Genomic DNA, 19838 nt, shown 5'->3' with positions numbered 1-19838 from the left:
AAATGAACATAGGGGGCATAAATAGATGTATGGGCATCAGTTTTATCAGTATCCGATCAAAAAACGAGTCGAGTTTTTGAATGCTGAATTGCGTACAGGTCGATATAATTCTCTAAATGAGTTAGCGGCGGATATTTTTATTGATATTGAAGATCTGAAAGAAGAGTTGAGGAAAGACGGATATTTCTTTGTACCAGACTTGAATCAGTTTGTAAGGCTTGAAGTGGGGCAGGCGGGGTGAAAGATCCGCCACTTTCTTGACTTTTTTTTAATTATCAGAATATGAAGAACAGGGGGAGGGTTTGAAGGTTCTTGTATTACATACTATGCCCTTCCCTATCTTTTATTTTCCCCTGTACTTACGCATATAACATAGAAGTTTTTCAGAAAACAGGAGGCAGGCTTCTATGTTATTTTTGTTTCCAGAGCATCAAGACGGTTTGAGCAGTTTGTAGATCAGAATGAGGCGAATACAAGGATATTGAGCGGCGGTTGTTGTTCAATGTCATGACAGGTTGTAGAGAGGTGGGGGATAGGATTTTCTAATTTTCTGCTGTTGGTGTACCTTAATATTAAGTCGATATTTAAAAATACCGACATAATAATTGTAAAGACTTCTGGAGGTCGAAGAAAAATGGATAATATTAAGAGCAACATTGAGGTAGAAAATACGAGTAACCACCAAGAAATAATTGATTATAGTGGCTACGAACACGTACTGTATATGTACGATACACCTGAAACGGGGTTGTTTGAATCAACTACAATTATTCCTGGGCTTGAATTTGCAAGTATTGAAACTCTTAAAAAAGAGTTGGATGAACAATATGGGTTCGTAAAGTTTGAAGAGGACGAACATGATGAGTTCTTGGAAGGACCAAGACTAAAGGACTCGATTGGGAAAAGTAATCATGATTTACTTATCTGCAAAGAAGGAGCGTTCGGATGGGATATCTGGAAACATGAATATGATTATTGTGGCGAATTTGATGTACAGAAAACGGTTCGAGTGAAACGTGTTGAAATCTTCGAAGATAGGGTTGCATTCAAAGGAGAGATATTGGCAGTCATTGAAAAGGGACACTACGATATCGTAGGTGAGGAAGTAAAAACGATCAACTCAAATATAAAGATAGAAATGCTAACGATTAGGCAACAATATACTGGAAAACACATAACTATTCCCAATAGCCCAGGCGTGTTCAAAGTCTATGAAAAAGATTTGGCATTGATAGATTATATTGATGAGATGAAGGAGCAAGGGTAAACCCGACAAAGGACTGGCGAAAAACCAGTTCTTTTTTGTTTGATCGAAGGAGTGTAATCACCCCCTGTATCTGTTTTTGGTATACAGACAAAATAAAATTCAATATCAAACACTGAGCATACTTTCAAGAAAATCTGGCAAAAAGAGCCGCCCCTTATTAATTTTGTGGAAACATGCTTTTCGGAATATTTGTAACAAGGAGCATCTTTAGAGAAAAAGGAGATGGCAAATTTTGTGTCGAATATTTAAGATATATTAAGCTTATGTGATCGAATTTGATTGTGCAAAGTCGAATTATAGAGAGTACCTAAGAAGGCCAAGATCAGAGGGGGGAGAGCTTTTGTATATTTCTAAATTAACAGTCCAGAATTTTAGGTGCTTTCAGGATTTCACCGTTGAATTCAATGAAGGATTAAATGTATTAATCGGCAGTAATAATGCAGGAAAAACTACAGTAATCAAAGCATTGGAATTTCTTTTTAAAAGAGCAAGCACAAAAACGCCTACAATAGATGACTTCAATAAAAGTCTTGATGTATCAATCCCACCAGAGATAACAATCACCGCAACACTAAAATCTTCTAACACAGATACTATGGATGATAAAGCTATTGTTGCAAGTTGGCTTACAAAATTGGAAACGCCTTGGGAAGCAGAGTTGACTTATAAGTATTCCCTTCCAGAACAAGATCAACAACTATACCTTCAAGAATGTGCAGAACTATCAACTCCAAAAGAACGTTGGGCATTGTTGGAGAAATATCTGAAAAGATATGTGACTCGGATTTACGGTGGAAATATAGTTAATAAAAATCGTGCTGAACCTGAGTACCTGGATAAAATCCATTGCGAATCATTGGATGCTCTTCGAGATGTAGAGAGTAACATGTTCACGGGTAAGAATGCGTTGTTGAAACAATTGCTTGTACACTTCAAGGATAAATGGATGCAAACCAACAATTCTACTGATCAAAATGAAACAGCAAATAACGACAAATTTAATCAGCATGCTAAGTTATTGGTTGAAGTTTTGATTGGGCGGGTAAACCAGAAGGAGTTTTTGGAGTTCGCCGAGAAGACAGGTGCATCGGTTGGTGGTGTACCCGCTTTAGACGGTAACTTACAAGAAACTGATGTGTTATCTGCCCTGCGACTTATTATCAAAGATCAAACAGGAATTGAAATCCCAGTTATTAACAATGGAATGGGTTATAACAATCTCATCTATATTTCGTTGATTTTATCAAAGTTCAAAATGATAACGTCTGTAGAATACGGTGAAAATGCAAAGACGTTTCCGATTTTATTAGTCGAAGAACCAGAAGCACATCTTCATCCAGCCCTTCAATATAATTTTCTGAGGTTTCTGAAAGAAGAAGTTGAGAGTCAAAGTTTCAGTAGGCAAATTTTTATTACAACTCATTCAACTCAAATTACATCAGCAGTCGGGTTAGAACCGATCATATGCTTGGAAAAGGAAAAGGGAGGGGAGGTTTATGCGAAGTATCCCAATAGAGTTTTTTCAGAGAGCAAGGAAGATCAAGAGTCTAAAAAATATGTTGAAAGATTTTTGGATGCCACAAAATCAGCTATGTTGTTTTCAAAATCTGTATTGTTAGTGGAAGGAATGGCTGAACTGATTTTGCTTCCCGTTTTAGCTCAAAAAGTTAGCTGTGACTTGGACAAGCATCATGTTTCTCTTGTGCGAGTTGATGCATTGACTTTTAAACACTTTATTAAACTGTATGGTGCAGGTGTTAATACCGACAGGAGCAAGTATGCTTTAGGTAAGAGAGTAAGCTGTATTATCGATTCCGATCCAGCAAAAATATTAAAGAAAAAAGAAAAGGGGAAGCGGAGAAATTGGAAAGGATGCTGGCCTTTCGAATTGTACAGTAATAATGAAGCCTTTAATTATATGCCAATATCAGGTGCTTTGCGAAATCTTTTGAAACAAAAAAATACTTGCTCGAATGTTGGAGTATTTTTCAAAAAAGATAAAGGAAAAACATTTGAATATGACTTGGCGTTGGAAAACCCAAGTAATGACCTTCTTTTTACGAAAGAAGTCGCGATTATCGAAGTGGATGAATTACGAGCGAGCAGTTGGACAGAAGAAGAAAAAGAACGAGCTAAATTTGCTTCGAGTTTCCTTATTTTTGCACAAAAACAAAAAGGTGGGCTTGCATTTCAACTGGCAAGCAAGTTACAAGAAAATAAATCTGCCTTCATAAGTGTCCCAAAGCATATTCAAGAAGCACTTGATTGGGTGTGCTACAAAACCTCTCCGACGGAGGAGCACAATGGATGATATTAAGGTTATTACTTCCGACGAAGGTATTTCGGAGATTTCAAAACATTTTAAAGTAATTGCTGGTCCTGGTGCTGGGAAAACTCATTGGCTTGTCGGGCATATCAAGAGAGTTCTTCAAAACGCAAACAATCTCGCATCCACATCAAAGATTGCCTGCATTACATATACGACTGTGGCAGGAGAAGAAATACAAAAACGTTTGGGGGTTGACCAAGGTAAAGTAGAAGTATCCACGATACATAGTTTTCTCTATGCGAATATTGTTAAACCATATGTTTATCTATTAAAAGATGATGCTGGAAACATGTTGGTTAACGTCGAAGAGTTGGACGGTCATGATGAGAATATAGCTACAAAAGGTAAATTATTTACGTGGCAACAAGAAGCGAACAATGGATATTTGACCGACAAAGTAAAGATAAAAAAATGCTTAGAAAGCCTTGAATGGAAACTTGAAAATGGTGATTTGATATTACAACCGAGAGAAGCTTATTTGTTGAGGATCGGAAAATACTTCATTAGGGCAGAGCACCTTCCTTTATATAAACATTTATTTTGGAGGGAAGGAGTGATCCATCACGAAGATGTGCTCTACTTCTCATATAGGATCCTGAAAGATTACCCTTTACTTCTTAATCATTTAAGTTCGAAGTTCCCGTATGTATTTTTAGATGAGTTTCAGGATACGAACCCTATCCAGGCAGAAATCATCAAATCGTTAGGTAACGCTGGATCTGTCATTGGGGTTATTGGCGATCCTGCTCAGTCGATCTATGAATTTCAAGGAGCTTCTCGTCAGGATTTTATATCATTTTCTCTCCCAGATCAAAAAAATTATTCAATTGAGAACAATAGAAGATGTGGCAGTAAAATTGTAGATTTCCTCAACCATATTAGAAGCGGCGATCAACTCAAGCAAAGTGCGATTAGAAATAACAGTTCGATTGATGTTTATTTTTACGAATACGTTGATACCTCTGATAAGATCCTGACATGTTTTCACGAATTGAGAAATAAATTAGGACTTGTTGGAGATTACTGCGTCTTGACTCGAAACAATGACACAGTTAAAAAACTTCGTAATGCAGAAGTGTTTGATGTCTGGTTAAGCTTTAATGAGGCTGATCCAGACAGAGAACGTTTTTTAAAGAGCCTGATAACCGCTTATAAATTGGTCAAGGATACTCGACAAGATGCTGGAGTTAAGGAAATAATAAGGTCTCTTAAAACAAACAGAGAAGGAATGTTAAAGGAGCCTTTTCAGGCTAATCAATATATCAGTCCTATCATGAAGAGGAGTATGGCTGTAGATTTGCTTGAGTTTTTGGTCGTCAAGCTACAGGAATTCATTGATCAATCCTTGTATAATTTGTATAATTCCTTGCTTGAGTTTTTAAAAGCAAGGGGATACGGTATAAAGAAGATCACTAAGGGGAAAATCAAAGATTTTTCCGAATCAACATCCATAAAGGTGCTTATGGATAACCTCACATTGCCAGAAGAGAGAACATCAGAAATACGAACAATTCATAAGGCAAAGGGTATGGAATTTGAATCGGTTCTGTTGTACCTTTCGGATACTGAAGAGGTACAAAGACTTATCAATCCTGACATCGAATCAAATAAAGATGATACCCGAATTCAATACGTGGCATTGAGTCGAGCAAAGGATTTGTTGTGTGTAGCTTGCCCACCGTTAGAGAAAGATACTAAAGAAAAATTGAAAGCAATAAATCTCATCGAAATAACTACTGTTCCCGTTCTTGTTTGATTATTTTGAAGGAATGTGGAATTGAATAGGTAAAAGAGGAGCTTGATAAACAAGCGGCAGAACTTTCCGTTGCTTTAGGGAAACATGTTCGTGCCTATACATTAGATTTTAGGCTAAATTAATCTTTGATTTTTTTTTGGAGCACTATCGAGAAGGTATGTGGTCAGGCACCCCAAGACCCTCTGCCTTAAAGCCCTGCTCTTCGTTGTCACCATGAAAAAAACTTTGTCCTGATGTAAAAAGCATTGTCTTGATGTAAAAAGGATTGTCCAAGGATTGGGGAATGCTGGATGAAATTGTCCGGTAGCTCCCCGATCCTTTTTTGCATTTCAAGCAGGGAACGGCAGAGGTATCGCCGAATAATAATATTGGAGAAATTCAGGAATGACGTGGTTTTCGGCAGTTGGAGATAAGGAAGGAAGCGAAAGCATCCCTTTTTTTACTCACATCTTTTCTCTACATTTTCGGTCAACCTTTTTTACATCAAATTTGCTCGGGTTTCATCCTAATCCCTGTAAGTTCCCCTTTCTTTTCCCCTGCTTTTCTGGACAACCTTTTTTACATCAGGCTTTTTCTCGATTCGTCCTCAAATTGCCTATAAACCCAGGCGTGGCAAGGGATTGCAGGGGATGGAGAGAGGTGACATGAGAGGACAATGTTTTTTTTAGGGCTACAACTTTGTATTGTTCGCAAATAAAGTCGTTCACCAGCAAATTAAACTCGTACTGAGCAATTAAAAGTCGTTTCAGAGTCGAGCAGATCCAGGATTATTTCCTGACATCTGCTCGGCTTTTCTTGTTGGTCAGGGGGCGGGAGATTGGGGAAAGGAAGGAGAAAGCAGTGTTTTTCTCGAATCATATCTCAGAGGCTTTTATCCGGCGTTTCAGGGCTTCTCAACCGTTGGAGTGAGTCTACTCAGGCATTTGCTCAGGCTTTTACCCAGGCTATTCCTGACCCTTTTACCCGATCTTGTCCCTGTCCTTTTTCTGCCCTTCAATACGACTTTAAATTACATTTCCCAAGCTCCCCCTAACCCCGATCCCCGTCGCTCCCCTTCATTTCCCGATACGACTTTAATTTACTCAAGTTCTCGGCGAATTGAAGGGGAAAAGTGAGAAAACTAGTCAAAACAGGGGGTTGAGTGGGTTGGGATGGATTGGAATGGCGATACTGTAATAAGATAATAAAGTAATAGACTGAAAAATAAAGTATTAGACCGTGAAAATTAAGTTTTAGACTGAGAAAATATAGTATTAGACTGGGAACGGCATTAAGCTATACGACCGGGCAGGATAGCTGGTTCGCGAAAAATAATAATGACTACTGTTAGGCGCAATAAGGTAGCGCCTATTTTTAATTTAGGGTAAGAAAAACTACCGTATTTACATTCATTCAGCTTCACGACTCCATTATTTCCAGATTGCCAGAGCGGCCGCAGCGGCAGCTGGATCTCCACCGCACGTCAAAAGCTCGTCGATTACGATTTATCATTAGGCGGCATCTGACGATGCTGCCTTTTTTGCCTTTAAAATCATGGAATTTCTATGAAAATATAAGTATTTTCCTCTTAATTCACTTCATCCTCCTTTAATCATCCATGTAAAAAAGTGTTTTATTTATATAAGCTTATACGGAAGCGAAAGCTTTTTTAAGCGGCAAAAATATAAATAAAGGAGATTTTTTCGTGAACTCAAACACTGCTCTTATAAGAAAAGGCGGTACAAATGTGTCGTCTTCCAAACGTCTACCGTGGGTCGGGCTGCTGGCCTTAGCCATGGCGGGATTCATCTGCATTCTTACGGAAAGCCTGCCTGCTGGATTACTGCCGCAAATTGCACAGGATCTTGGGGTCACAGAAGCTCTTGCCGGACAATTGGTCACTCTTTATGCGGTTGGATCTCTTCTTGCCGCCATTCCTTTGACAACGGCTACCCGCGGGTGGAGGCGCCGGCCGCTTCTTCTGCTATGCATCATCGGCTTTCTTGTATTTAACACCATCACCGCGTTATCTTCCGTTTATGTGCTGACGCTTGTCGCGCGTTTCTTCGCAGGTGTCTCGGCAGGTGTTCTATGGGGGATGACGGCCGGTTATGCGCGGCGCATGGTGCCTGATTCGCTGAAAGGAAGAGCGATGGCAGTAGCCATGGTTGGCACCCCGCTAGCATTGGCGCTGGGCGTTCCGCTTGGCACTTTTTTCGGCACATATACAGGGTGGCGTCTCATTTTCGGAGTTGTATCATTACTGACTGCAGCCCTTATTGGCTGGGTGCTCTGGAAGGTGCCGGATTATGCCGGTGAGCCTGCCGGTGATCAGCTCCCTTTTCACAAGGTTTTCCTGATTCCCGGTGTACGGCCGATTCTGTTCGTCGTTTTGGCATGGGTACTAGCTCATAATATTTTGTACACCTATATTGCACCGTATCTTGCGGAAACCGCGTTTGCTCAGCGAGTGGATTTGGTTCTTCTTATTTTTGGAATTACCTCGGTTGTCGGCATTTGGGTGATAGGCATGCTGATTGACCGTTTTCTAAGAATGCTGGTTTTAATCAGCATCACGGGATTTGCTCTGGCTTCTGCAGCCTTGGGAATCGGAATGGATCAACCTGCAATCATCATTCTTGGTGTTACGGCGTGGGGGCTTACGTTTGGCGGGGCAGCCACTTTACTGCAAACAGCAATAGCACAAGCTGGGGGAAAAAGCGCAGATATAGCCCAATCGATGCTGGTCACCGCGTGGAATGTGGCAATCGGCGGAGGAGGCATTATCGGCGGGTTTCTTCTCGAACTGCTTGGAGCCGGATTCCTTCCGGGCTCATTAATCATCCTGCTGCTTCCCTCCTTGCTTGCAGCTTGGCTAGCTAAAAAGCATGGTTTTCCTTCCTAAAGAAATCCACGAGTATGTGTAACATAAGCAAAAAAATGAATCCGCTGCAAGGGAGGCCACTGAAAAAGTCCTGACAACGTTTTTCAAAGATGCAAAAAGACCGTTTTTAGCCTTGAGAAGGCTTTAAACGGTCTTTTCGTTGTTATTCTTTAACATCAAACTAAAAAATCAATGCGTTACGGGAAAAACGCAACTTTTTCAGTGGCTTCCTGCAAGGCGGATTCATTTTTTGGGATTATAGAATTACATCTTATGCGAGCAAATTCGTTTCTCCAATGAGATTTTTATAAGCGATCGGTGAAGACATTACGATCAGAGTCGTATAGGTTCCGTATTGATCGCACCGGTTTTCAAACTCCTCCAGCTCCTGGGTTGTTTCCGTGAGGACCTTCAATAAATAATTATGCTCTCCGCTTATCCGATAACATTCCGTGACCTCCGGTGATGAACGACAAAAATCAAGGAAAGGATAGCAATTCCGGGTCCGAACAAGCATATAGGCTGTGCATTGCTTACCCACTTTTTGCGAAGAAATGACGGTTCGGTATTCCTCGATAACACCCTTTTCTTCCATGCGTTTCACACGTTCAGTTACGGCTGGCTGAGACAGTCCCACCAGCTTTCCTAAATCTGTCATTGATAATCTCGCCTGGTTCTGCAAATGTAGCAGGATGCTTTTATCGATTTCGTCCAAGAAAAATCGCCCCCCTTTAATTTAAAAGTTATTTATTTTAAATACCTTTAGAATCATCGAAAATTTCTTTATCTAACTTGTTTGTTTTATGTAAGGCGGCAGAAATTATTTATATAATAAACACACTTGCTATAAATAATCAAGTAAATTACAGCAGGAGAGGATGAGAAACATGATAAATATAGATCTGGAATTGGTGCATAAAAGCGTCAATGAGGTAATTGACCGCACACTTGAGGAGAAAAGGATCGTGGGTACCGTCGTCCAAATTGCATTAGGCGGAAACCTCGTTTACAGCAGGCCTGCTGGTTGGGCCGACCGCGAGCAGAAACGGCCGATGCAGGAAAATGCTTTGTTCAGATATGCTTCGGTAACCAAGCCGGTCGTGTCAACGGCAGCCTTAGTATTAATTTCGCAAGGGAGATTGCAGTTAAACGATCTGGTGGAAAAATGGTTGCCCGCCTTTCGTCCCAAACTGCCAAACGGACAGTATGCCTCCATGACCGTTCACCATCTGATGACGCATACCGCCGGCTTAACCTACCGTTTCTTCCAGGCAGAAAAGGGAACTTATGAGCTTGCCGGGGTATCGGACGGCATGGATCTGGCGGGAATTACACTTGAAGAGAATCTGCAAAGACTCGCTTCTGTCCCGCTTCTATATGAGCCGGGGAAAATGTGGAGGTATTCCATAGCAACAGACGTGCTCGGAGCGGTCATCGAAAAGGTTACTGGAATGCCGCTTAGTGAAGCTGTACGGGTGCTTGTAACTCATCCGCTTTCCATGATGGACACGGATTTCAAGGCCGTGGACACGGACAGATTGACCACGGCTTACGCAGACAGCGCTGGAGAGCCCCGGCGCTTGCACGATTTTGATACCGTTCCTTTCGTGGAGGGGACGGCAGGATTCCTCCTTTCACCCAACAGGTTTACCGATAAGACAGCTTATCCTTCCGGGGGAGCCGGCATGATTGGCAGCGCAGGAGACTTTCTTAAACTGCTGGAAACTTTGCGGCAGGGAGGAAATCCGATTCTGCCGGAGGCTCTTGTTACGGAAATGACAACCAATCAAATTGGTAACCTTGTGATGCCCTATTGGCCGGGGAGAGGCTTTGGGCTTGGTTTTACGCTGCTTAAAAACCCAGCGGATGCCAATACACCGGAATCGCCGGGAACGTGGCGGATGGGCGGCACCTATGGTCACTCCTGGTTTGTTGATCCGAGAGAGGAGCTTAGTGTTGTAGCGTTCACCAATACGGCGCTTGAAGGAATGTCAGGCAGGTTTACAACGGAGCTGTGCGAATCTGTCTACAAGGGTATTCGAGGAGTTAAGTAAAGAGTAAGAACGTTATCTTGAACAAATAATCGGAGTATGCAAACCCTAGATGGATATCAGATTACACTAACTAAGTAAATTTGAGATGAAAATTTACCATGCAATACAATCCGTCGTTCAACTAAACGGAGAACGATAGCAATAAACCTGCAGCAGTCTAGGACTTTATTTTTCCGGTCCAAGGCTGCGGCTGGTTTTATATTGAAGTCAGTCTAATACTTATTTTTCGGAGCCTAACGGTTTTGCAATTCAGACTTCCGCGTAGATTCAACAAATCCAGTCCAAAACTATATTTTCTTCGGACAACAATCCATCTTTAGATACAATACTATCCATACATAATGTGTTTAAATCAGATCTTAGCTGGCTGATAATAGGAAATGAAGAAAGTAAAGTACTGGACTGAAAAAATAAAGTGTTAGACGCCCAAGACGATAAAACGGCTGGGGAGTCTATTATTTAATTAACTGGAGTTTACCCTTTCAGAATATTAGACTGAATTGATCATTTGAATGTTTCGAAATTGTAAGGGAGTCATGCCTTTAAGACGGCGAAAGCACGCGCTGAAATAGCTGGTTTGGGGAAGCTTTCCTCCATTGCGATTTGTTTGCCGGATAGATTTGTAGTAACCAACAGGCGTTTGGATGCGGCAGCCGCGATTCCAATAAAAATTCGGGAAAAGAGATCCCGAGCGTTTGGCTGAACTTACGACTGAAATAATGGTACTGTAGCCGGAAATAGCAGCCGCTTGCTCAAGAGTGAGCGGTCATTGCTATGTGAACGAACGTAGTTAGCCGCGGCACGTTTCTTGTCGGCTGATTGATTGGCAGGAACATTGATTTGAGTCGCCGTCGATTGCAAGGTTGTCAAAAGCTCTTAACGTTGAAGCAACACGATGTTTGCCATCAACCTAGATAATTCCGTCCTAAGTGCAGTAAAGTTTCCAGTAGAGTCTCAATGGGAGATAAATTGGACCTAACCAAATAACCACGGATAGCCAATTCCTATACCGTTCAGCAGTTCCTCAAGACGAACCCCGAAGAAGTGAACCCAGCGATTATTCCAAGGCTCATAAGAATCTGATTCATAATTTTGCCTGAGGCCGGGACCATATAGAAATCCCTGTCTTCGTGTCAGTTCATAAGTTTGAGTTTCAGTAGAAAATAAGAGTTCAAGTTTAGGCTGGAGTGGGATTTGACTCTATAGTCGGTCATCGGTCTGTACCACAAGCGTTAATTGATTTTCTTGAATCCAGTGATTTGGAAGATGCTTCTATGGAGGCCATAGTTGATTTCAATTAACTAAGATCTTATCCTTTTGACTAAGATGTTTCTATATAAGTTGGTATTTCCCGATCTTATAATGAAACTACATTAAAGGAGAGGGGTAGTAATTGTATGGAAAAAACACGGAAGGCATTAAAAATTAGTGCTAGTGCAGTGCTATGCATAAGTATGTTGGCCGCTTGTTCAAACAGTGGAACTAGCAAGAGCAACGAGGTAGCAGGAACAGGCAAACCGTTTCAAAATAAAAAGCTGACTGTATTTATGGCTAACCACCCTTGGGTGGAGTTGATTAAGTCCTACCTGCCGGAATTCGAGAACAAGACTGGAATGAAAGTAGATATACAAAGCTTCGCGGACGATCAGCTTTCTCAAAAAAACTCGGTACAGTTGACATCAAAAGCGGCTACTCCAGATGTGTTCATGATCCGTCCGCTACAGGAGGCGAGACTCTACGCAAAGAACGATTGGCTAGAGCCGTTGGACGAATATGTAAAGAAAGACACTTCCTATGATTTTAACGATTTTTCAAAGTCCGCTGTAGCTGGGACCATTGTAAATAATAAGATCATGGCGATTCCCGTCATTTCCGATCAGGAAGTGTTATATTACCGCAAAGATTTATTGGCAAAAGCCGGACTATCCGTACCGAAAACCTTGGATGAGTTGGAAAATGCCATTAAGAAGCTGCATGACCCAGATAATGGAGTGTATGGGTTTGTCGCAAGGGGCCAGCGCGCGTTATTAGTGGCCCAAGCTTCCTCTTTCTTATTCTCAGAGGGAGGGGATTTTACGAAAGGCGACAAAGCCGTTGTAAATTCCCCAGAGGCAATTAAGGCGTTTAAATATTACGGAGGATGGTTAAAAAATTATGGCCCTCCTGGTGTAATGAATATGTCGTGGCCTCAAGCTATGGGTCTATTTGCACAAGGGAAAGCTGCATTTTTCACGGATGCAAGCTCCATTTACCAAAACGCTATAGATAAGGAAAAATCAAAGGTTGCTGATCAGGTGGGATATGCATTATTTCCGGCAGGAAGCGCCGGGTCGAAACCTTATAATATTACGGCATGGGGAATTAGCCTAAACCCGAAATCTACAAATAAAGATGGCGCTTGGGAATTTATCAAATGGGCTACAAGCAAGGAAATGACGTTAAGAACGCAAAAAACGGGTGTTCCGGGCGTAAGAGATTCAGTATGGAATAATCCGGAAGCGGTATCTAGCTTCCCTCCTGAGCTTGTCTCTGTGATTAAAGAATCGAAGAATATCGGGGTAGGATACGACCGCCCTCAAATTGTTAGTGTTGGGGAAGCCAGAGATGCAATTGGTGATATTGTGATCAAATATATTATGGGTGAAGATATACAAGCAGCGGCAGACAAGGCTAATAAAGACTTCCAGGCCATTATTGACAAGGATAAATCAAAATAAATCACAGTTTCGAAAGGGGCTGTTAAGCCCCTTCTTTTATCTGAAAGAGGTGTGCGCATGTCAGCATCATGGTTAGACAAAAACTTTAAATGGGTTATGACATTACCGGCTCTTTTGTTCGTGCTTCTTATGATGGTTTTCCCGATCATTTATACAGTTAGAATTAGTTTTTTTGAATGGAGTATGTCGGCTAGCACTCCTCCAAGGTGGGTAGGGTTGGAGAATTATTATCAACTCATGGTTGATGTCCGCTTTTGGAAGTCAGTTTGGCACACTTTCCAATTCATGGTATACGCCCTCTTGCTGCAAATGATATTGGGTGTGGGAATCGCTTTGTTGCTACATAGGGACTTTATCGGCAAAAGCTTCGCAAAAACAGTTTTTTTATTGCCGATGGTTGCTACACCAGTTGCTATGGGCCTAGTATGGATTCTCATCTATGAGCCTACAGGTGGAGTTTTAAATCATCTAGTTCAATTAGTCGGGATTCGTCCAATGGATTGGCTCGGCTCTGTAAAGCAGGTCATCCCATCTCTTGTCATTATTGACGTTTGGGAATGGACACCTATGATCACTTTGATTACAATGGCAGGGCTGACCACAATACCGAAAGATCCCTACGAATCAGCCGATGTAGATGGAGCTACTGGGTGGCAAAAGCTTTGGTATATCACGCTACCTATGTTACAGCCTACGATCCTGGTTGCGGTCATGCTTCGTTTAATCGATGTGTTAAAAACGTTTGACATCATCTATTCAACTACTCAGGGCGGGCCTGGGTCATCTTCTGAAACTCTGAACATATATGGCTATGTGATGGCCTTTCAATACTTTAAACTAGGTTCGGCTTCATCATTGCTAGTCATCTTCTTTATTATCGTAATGTCTTTGACTTTGTTGTTCATGTTCGTACGCAAGCGTCTAGGAGGTATATCATGAAGAAAGGAGTAGCTTCGAAACTTCTTTTATCGGGAATGACTGGATTGATCTTGTTACTATTTTCATTTCCGTTTATTTGGATGGTGTTGTCTTCCTTCAAGACCCAAGTGGATATACAAGCAGCTGACCGATTTTTTAAATTTACCCCAACTTTGCAAAACTATTCGGCAGTATTTACCCAGTATGATTTCATGAAATATATTGTGAACAGCTTTGTGGTTGCTCTAGGGTCAACACTGTTTGCATTAGTTCTTGGAGTATCGGGGGCTTACGGCATTGCAAGGTATAAGATGCAAGGAATAGGACTAACGATCTTAATCGCTAGGATCGTACCAGGTATCACCTTTCTTATTCCTTGGTTCGTGATATTCAACAAATTGGAAATGATTGATACTTATGCAGCTCTAATCTTAAGTCATATGCTAGTCGGGCTTCCATTCATTATTTGGATCATGATTCCGTTCTTTGAATCCTTGCCGCTAGAAATTGAAGAAGCAGGGTTTATTGATGGCTGCAGTAAAATAAAAGTATTCTTGCAGCTAGTTATACCCATCTCCGGTCCGGGGATCATTACTTCATCTTTAATGTGTATTATCTTTTCGTGGAACAATTTCATGTTTTCTATTATTCTTTCTGGAGAGAAAACAAAAACGCTGCCGATTGCCGTCTTTAACTTTCTGTCTTATGCTGAAGTCAACTGGGGGGGATTGATGGCGGCAGCCACGATCATCACGTTACCGGTATTGGTCATTGCTTTAGTAGCGCAAAAGTATGTTGTAAATGGAATGGCGGCTGGGGCTGTCAAGGGATAAAAATGAATGCTAAAATGGGGAAGCTGTCGTTGTTTCGACGGCTTTCTTTTGCTTTTACCTTCTTGATACTTGATTGAGGGGAAATCCATCATGAGATTGAATAAAAGCATCTTTGCAAAAATCGTAACGCTCATTTGTTTGCTCTTGATTCCTATTCTTTTGCTATACAGCTATTCCTACAAAGTGAGTGTCGATGTAGTAAAGCAGGAGATTCAAGCGTCCAGTTTAAACCGGTTATCTTTTTTTATGAGTCAGTTGGAATCATCTGTAGACCAGCTAGCCAAGTTCTCCATCATTGTAAGCCGGGATCCTGGGATTAAAGCATATATGGAACAGCGCGGGCGATACTCGCAGTTTGAAAAATTCAAGGCGCAAATAGACATTGTTCAAAAGCTGAATCTGCAAGTCGTTTCGAGTAATTGGGATAGTCAGTTGGTACTATTTACTCCGGATACGAAGGAAATCGTTTCATCGGACTTCTCCATCATAGAAGATGATTTTAGTTATTTACGGACACAGGAGAGTCAAAAATGGGTCTATAAAAATAGTCGTGCGGGGAAAGTGATACCGGAATATTTTTCGAGATTTAGCTATAGCAATCAGGAAACTTCGGACTATATGGTGGAAGTAAGATTTTCTAAAGAAAACATCATACGCATGTTAGATCAATTGAAGTATGGCGATCAGGGGGATCCTTTCTTTTTTCAGCCGGCTAACGATCCAATCGTCAATTCAAACCCTAACCTGGGACTTATAGAATCGATTTCTCAAGCTCTCAAGGATATTCATCTGCAAGATCAAAACAGTATTATAGTGACCGTTAATAACAACAAATATGTGGTCAATTATAACAAGTCGGACAGCCTAGGATGGTATCTGGTAGATTATCAGCTTTTGGAACAAACGATAACGCCGATTATGAAAAGCAGGAACCTGTTTTATATTTCATTGGGACTTCTTTTAGTGCTTAGCATAATTGCAACGTTCTTACTCTATAAACATGTTCAAATTCCAATTCGGAAGCTGGCAAAAGGTGTTAAATCGATTCGAAATGGCAACTTGTCGGTTCGAATTCAAAATCATAACCATAACGACTTCGATTATTTGTTTGATAGCTTTAATGATATGGCCGCAGAGATTCAACATTTGATTGAGACCGTGTACAAAGAAAAGCTTCGTCTGCGTGAAGCGACGGTCAAACAGTTACAATCACAAATTAATCCTCACTTTTTGTATAATTGCTTATTTTACATCAAAAGTGTCGCAAACATGGGCGATACGGATGCGGTCATGGCTATGGCTCTCAATTTAGGGGATTATTTTCGCTATACGACGCGTGTTGAAACAACGATGGTTACCGTCGAAGAGGAAATAACGATGTTGAGAAACTACTTATCGATTCAGCACTTGAGAATAGATCGGTTTCACTACGAAATTGAAATCCCGGATGAAATTCTGCATATGTGTATACCAAGATTACTATTACAACCAATTGTAGAGAATGCAATTATTCATGGAATTGAAAGAAGTAAAGATTTCGGACTTATTGAAATAAGAGGAGTATTAAACGACGATGTTTGTCAAATTCTCATTGAAGATAACGGAGAAGGGATGTCTGAAAGCGAAATCCAAGATCTTCAAGCCAAGTTGAACGCACCTATGGATGACGAAATGGGCTGTGGACTTTGGAACATACATCAAAGGCTTTGTTATCAGTTCAAGGGGCAGTCCGGCCTCCGTTTTCAAAAAGCCGATAGTGGGGGACTCTTAGTAGTCGTTACTTGGGAGCTTAACAAATAATGAAGAATGTATCGCGAATAGGTGAGTATGGAGGGGATGTAAATTGTTGCAACTACTATTGGTAGATGACGAAATCAATATAGTAGAGAGTATGGCAACTAAGATCCAATGGAGCGAATTAGGAATTGAAAGCGTGTTTAGAGCTTACTCCGGTGAAGAGGCACTCGAAATCTTAAAAACGACCACAATTGATATTGTCATTACGGATATTCGAATGCCAGGTATTGACGGTCTTGCTCTTATGGAATTAATAAAAAATAGATGGAAGAAAACAAAGGTAATATTACTTTCCGGTTACGCTGAGTTTGAGTTTGCAAAGAAAGCAATTACAAACCATGCGTACGATTATCTATTGAAACCTATCAGTGATGAACACATTTATATGAAAGTTAAAGAAGTCGTGGGCGTTCTACTGAAAGAACAAGCTAACGATTTAAGTTATCAAAAAGCACTTCAAACGATGAGAGAACATCTCCCCAAACACAGAGCGGAGTTACTAAACGAATTATTACAAGGCAAAAAATTATCTTATGCCCACTTATTCGAGAAACTCACAATGTTACAGATTCCTCTCACTGATGCCGAACCTTTCGCGCTTATGATTGTAAGGCTGGAAGATGAGTTTGTGGAAAAAGATTATTATAGTCTCTCGCTGCTAGAGTATGCTGTGGGGAACATGGCTGAAGAAATTTTCAATGACACCTTTAGATTGTGGCATTGTAAGGATGTCCATGATTATCTGGTCTATGTTGTTTCTTTAAAGCAGGAAAACAACTCTAAACTTCCGGAATATGCGAATGCTTATTTTGAAGAAAGAGCGGTTCAACTTCAATTAGATATAAAAAGATACTTAAAAGGCAAGGTGTCCATACTGATTAGTGAGTGGGGTGGCTTTCCTGAGGACTTAACAAAGCTTTATCACAGCGCATTGTCTGCATTTCGAAAAAGAGTTGGAAATCAACGGGAAATTTTCACTTTGGCAAATGGGATTATGGAAGTGGAGCGTGCTCCATACTTACAAAGTCTTTATGAAGCGCCTCTACTTGTACATCTAATGGAGGCTGCTAATTGGAAGGAATCATCGGATAGATTAATATCAATCTTTGATGAACTCAAACAAAAGTGGGGGGAATCAAAAGAATTCTTAATCGAAGTTTTCTTCAGTATATATTCGACATTAAGCTATATCGCGCATAAAAATGGCAAGGAACTAAAAGAAATTGTTAGTACGGACCTATATGATGTTGTGGGATTAGTTCCTTGTCGCTCTGTTGCATCCTTACAGAATTGGGCGTTTCAAGCATTGGAACAAATTCGCAATTACATGACGCAAGAGACGGTATCGACTCGCCAATATGAAGTTGGTCAAATTAAAGAGTTCGTACAAAATAACCTTACGAGTGATGTGTCTCTACAGGCGATCGCCGAATATACCCATATGCACCCGGTTAACATTTCCAAATTGTTCAAATCGGAGACGGGGGAAAATTTAAGTGATTATATTTTTAAATTGAAAATGGAAAAGGCATGCTATTTGTTAAAAAACAGTAGGCTTAAAAATTATGAAATTGCTTTACAATTAGGCTATCAGAATCCCAATTATTTTATTAAAGTATTTAAGAAGTATTTCGGCATGACACCACAGGAATTCAGGTAAACAAAGTCATTATGAAGTTACGTCAGCTAGTTTGACTTTTACGCCATTATCAGTTAATGCTTGCAATGCTTCTTTGGGAGCTTTTGTTGAAGTAACGACCATGTAAATGTTTGTAAAAGCAATAAAGTTAGCAAGTTTGACCTTATCGAATTTCGTATGGTCAACAACAATAATGACTTGATTCGCGGCTTTCACCATCTTCTGTTTAATTGCCGCTTCAATGGTGGAGGAGGTGGTGAAACCATAATCGGCTCGAAAACCACTAGCACCTATAATGGCTTTATTTACTCGTAAGGATTCTATATATTTCTCGGCATCCGGCCCTGCAAGGGACAACCGGCCATTAATAATTTCGCCGGAAGTCAAGGATATAGTTCCAGCGGAATCGGATAGTTCCATGCCGACAGTCAAAGAGTTAGTTACAACGGAAATTTTCTTATCTTTTAAGTAACTAGCAACTGCGAGCGGTGTTGTCCCGGCATCGATGATGACCGAATCACCCTCTTCGATTAACTCCGCAGCAGCTTTTGCTATCGCTTGTTTCTCCGGAGTCTCAAATTGACTTCGTGCGAAGTAGGAGGGAACGTTTCGTTCGGTTAGAGCAACGGCACCACCATGAGTTCTGATGAGCAAACCCTGTTTTTCCAACTCGATAAGATCTTTTCGAATGGTGACTTCCGAAACCCCGCATGAATTGCTTAATTCAATCACCGACAACTCCTTGGAACCATTTACAAGAGAAACGATTTTAGTCCATCTTTCCTTCATCCGATCACCTCATCATTCGAATTTACGAACGAAACATAATATGCCAATATTATAAATGATCGAAAGTAAAAACGAAAGGATCTTGAATTCCATGAATACCGGAAGACAAGATCCTTATTTGCTAACAATTCATATTAAGAACAATATGCCCAGGCTCGAATTGGGGATCCGGAGCCGTTTCTTATTTTCAGCGGGGAGGCTACGAACAGGCTGCGATTCGATAGTTGATCGAGATTGGCGAAGCTTTCCATGATCAAGATGTTATTAGGCAACCAGAACTCGTCATGCCCGTACGATTTTTTGGCGACTCCTTCGATCATTGCTTGATCGCATGCGATCGTATCACTACCGATGGCACGGATGCCGCGCTCTTGAAATAGCTTGGCTGCCTCCATTGCTAGCCCCGGCGCGTTGGAGGCATACCACTTCCAGTTTACTCCAGTATCCCAATATTTCATCCAACCGTAATGGAGCAACGCGATTTCTCCTTCTTTCACGCCGTCGCCCATCTGTTCTTCAAGCTTTAATAAATGTTCGGGTGTCAAGAGTTCTCCGGGCTGCGGGTCGAATTGACTGAGGTCGTAGCGAACAGCAGGACGAATCAAATAATCCACCGGGAACGTCTCAATAGTGACGTCCATTTTTGAAGGATGAATATGTGCAGGGGAGTCGACATGCGTGCCCGTATGCTCCGCCATGCTAATAGATTGACAATAATAACCGTCATGTTTATGGGTAACGGTTTGATCGATCACCAAATGTGGATGAGTAGGAAAACGTGGAATACCGGGCTCGAGGGTAACCGACAGATCCACTACTCTCAGCTTTGCCAATTGATTATATACATTATTGATAATGTGCTCCATTGCACCCTCC

15 protein-coding genes are annotated in these 19838 nt (G+C 41.1%); 11 read left to right on the top strand and 4 right to left on the bottom strand.

The window, feature by feature from the left end:
• The first annotated feature begins 25 nt into the window (after nucleotides 1-25).
• The 5 genes from MYS68_RS27745 to MYS68_RS27725 all read left to right on the top strand — a co-directional run bounded on the left by MYS68_RS27745 (nucleotide 26) and on the right by MYS68_RS27725 (nucleotide 8236).
• The gene (locus tag MYS68_RS27745; protein ID WP_248928932.1) at nucleotides 26-241 is read left to right on the top strand and encodes a DUF4250 family protein; all 216 of its coding nucleotides are present in this window, start codon (nucleotides 26-28) and stop codon (nucleotides 239-241) included.
• A gap of 393 nt (nucleotides 242-634) precedes the next feature.
• Complete coding sequence (locus MYS68_RS27740; RefSeq protein ID WP_248928931.1) at nucleotides 635-1267, top strand: hypothetical protein; 633 nt, start codon at nucleotides 635-637, stop codon at nucleotides 1265-1267.
• A 340-nt stretch (nucleotides 1268-1607) separates the two neighbouring features.
• A complete protein-coding gene (locus MYS68_RS27735; protein ID WP_248928930.1) occupies nucleotides 1608-3578 on the top strand; it encodes an ATP-dependent nuclease in 1971 nt (656 codons plus the stop codon).
• A complete protein-coding gene (locus MYS68_RS27730) occupies nucleotides 3571-5352 on the top strand; it encodes a UvrD-helicase domain-containing protein (protein WP_248928929.1) in 1782 nt (593 codons plus the stop codon). Before MYS68_RS27735 ends, MYS68_RS27730 begins: the two co-directional genes overlap by 8 nt.
• 1684 nt (nucleotides 5353-7036) lie before the next feature.
• Nucleotides 7037-8236, top strand: coding sequence for an MFS transporter (locus tag MYS68_RS27725; protein ID WP_248928928.1), 1200 nt, complete (start codon nucleotides 7037-7039; stop codon nucleotides 8234-8236).
• Nucleotides 8237-8486: 250 nt separating this feature from the next.
• Here MYS68_RS27725 and MYS68_RS27720 read toward each other — a convergent pair whose 3' ends face one another.
• Nucleotides 8487-8930: an Lrp/AsnC family transcriptional regulator gene (locus MYS68_RS27720; RefSeq protein ID WP_248928927.1), complete on the bottom strand. Its 444-nt coding sequence runs from the start codon at nucleotides 8928-8930 to the stop codon at nucleotides 8487-8489.
• Nucleotides 8931-9102: 172 nt separating this feature from the next.
• Here MYS68_RS27720 and MYS68_RS27715 point away from each other — a divergent pair, with 172 nt between their 5' ends.
• Nucleotides 9103-10269, top strand: a complete 1167-nt coding sequence (locus MYS68_RS27715; protein ID WP_248928926.1) for a serine hydrolase domain-containing protein — start codon at nucleotides 9103-9105, stop codon at nucleotides 10267-10269.
• Nucleotides 10270-11244: 975 nt separating this feature from the next.
• Here the strand turns inward: MYS68_RS27715 and MYS68_RS38950 are convergent.
• Entirely contained in the window at nucleotides 11245-11406 is a 162-nt protein-coding gene (locus MYS68_RS38950) for a cupin domain-containing protein (protein WP_338043678.1), read from the bottom strand.
• A 260-nt stretch (nucleotides 11407-11666) separates the two neighbouring features.
• Between MYS68_RS38950 and MYS68_RS27710 the strand changes: the two genes are divergently transcribed.
• The 5 genes from MYS68_RS27710 to MYS68_RS27690 all read left to right on the top strand — a co-directional run bounded on the left by MYS68_RS27710 (nucleotide 11667) and on the right by MYS68_RS27690 (nucleotide 18194).
• Nucleotides 11667-12986: an ABC transporter substrate-binding protein gene (locus MYS68_RS27710; protein ID WP_248928925.1), complete on the top strand. Its 1320-nt coding sequence runs from the start codon at nucleotides 11667-11669 to the stop codon at nucleotides 12984-12986.
• A gap of 57 nt (nucleotides 12987-13043) precedes the next feature.
• Entirely contained in the window at nucleotides 13044-13925 is an 882-nt protein-coding gene (locus MYS68_RS27705) for a carbohydrate ABC transporter permease (RefSeq protein ID WP_248928924.1), read from the top strand.
• Nucleotides 13922-14737, top strand: a complete 816-nt coding sequence (locus MYS68_RS27700) for a carbohydrate ABC transporter permease (protein ID WP_248928923.1) — start codon at nucleotides 13922-13924, stop codon at nucleotides 14735-14737. The genes MYS68_RS27705 and MYS68_RS27700 overlap by 4 nt, the downstream gene beginning before the upstream one ends.
• Nucleotides 14738-14827: 90 nt before the next feature.
• A complete protein-coding gene (locus tag MYS68_RS27695; protein ID WP_248928922.1) occupies nucleotides 14828-16537 on the top strand; it encodes a sensor histidine kinase in 1710 nt (569 codons plus the stop codon).
• Between the two features lie 43 nt (nucleotides 16538-16580).
• Entirely contained in the window at nucleotides 16581-18194 is a 1614-nt protein-coding gene (locus MYS68_RS27690) for a response regulator (RefSeq protein WP_248928921.1), read from the top strand.
• Between the two features lie 9 nt (nucleotides 18195-18203).
• Here MYS68_RS27690 and MYS68_RS27685 read toward each other — a convergent pair whose 3' ends face one another.
• Entirely contained in the window at nucleotides 18204-18962 is a 759-nt protein-coding gene (locus MYS68_RS27685; RefSeq protein ID WP_248928920.1) for a DeoR/GlpR family DNA-binding transcription regulator, read from the bottom strand.
• A gap of 134 nt (nucleotides 18963-19096) precedes the next feature.
• Nucleotides 19097-19828, bottom strand: a complete 732-nt coding sequence (locus MYS68_RS27680; protein WP_248928919.1) for a cyclase family protein — start codon at nucleotides 19826-19828, stop codon at nucleotides 19097-19099.
• Between the last annotated feature and the right edge of the window lie 10 nt (nucleotides 19829-19838).

The sequence above is a fragment of the Paenibacillus hamazuiensis genome (assembly GCF_023276405.1).
GTDB classification, from domain to species: domain Bacteria; phylum Bacillota; class Bacilli; order Paenibacillales; family NBRC-103111; genus Paenibacillus_AF; species Paenibacillus_AF hamazuiensis.
Note: the sequence above shows the minus strand (reverse complement) of the source record. Positions and strands in the feature narration are given on the sequence as shown.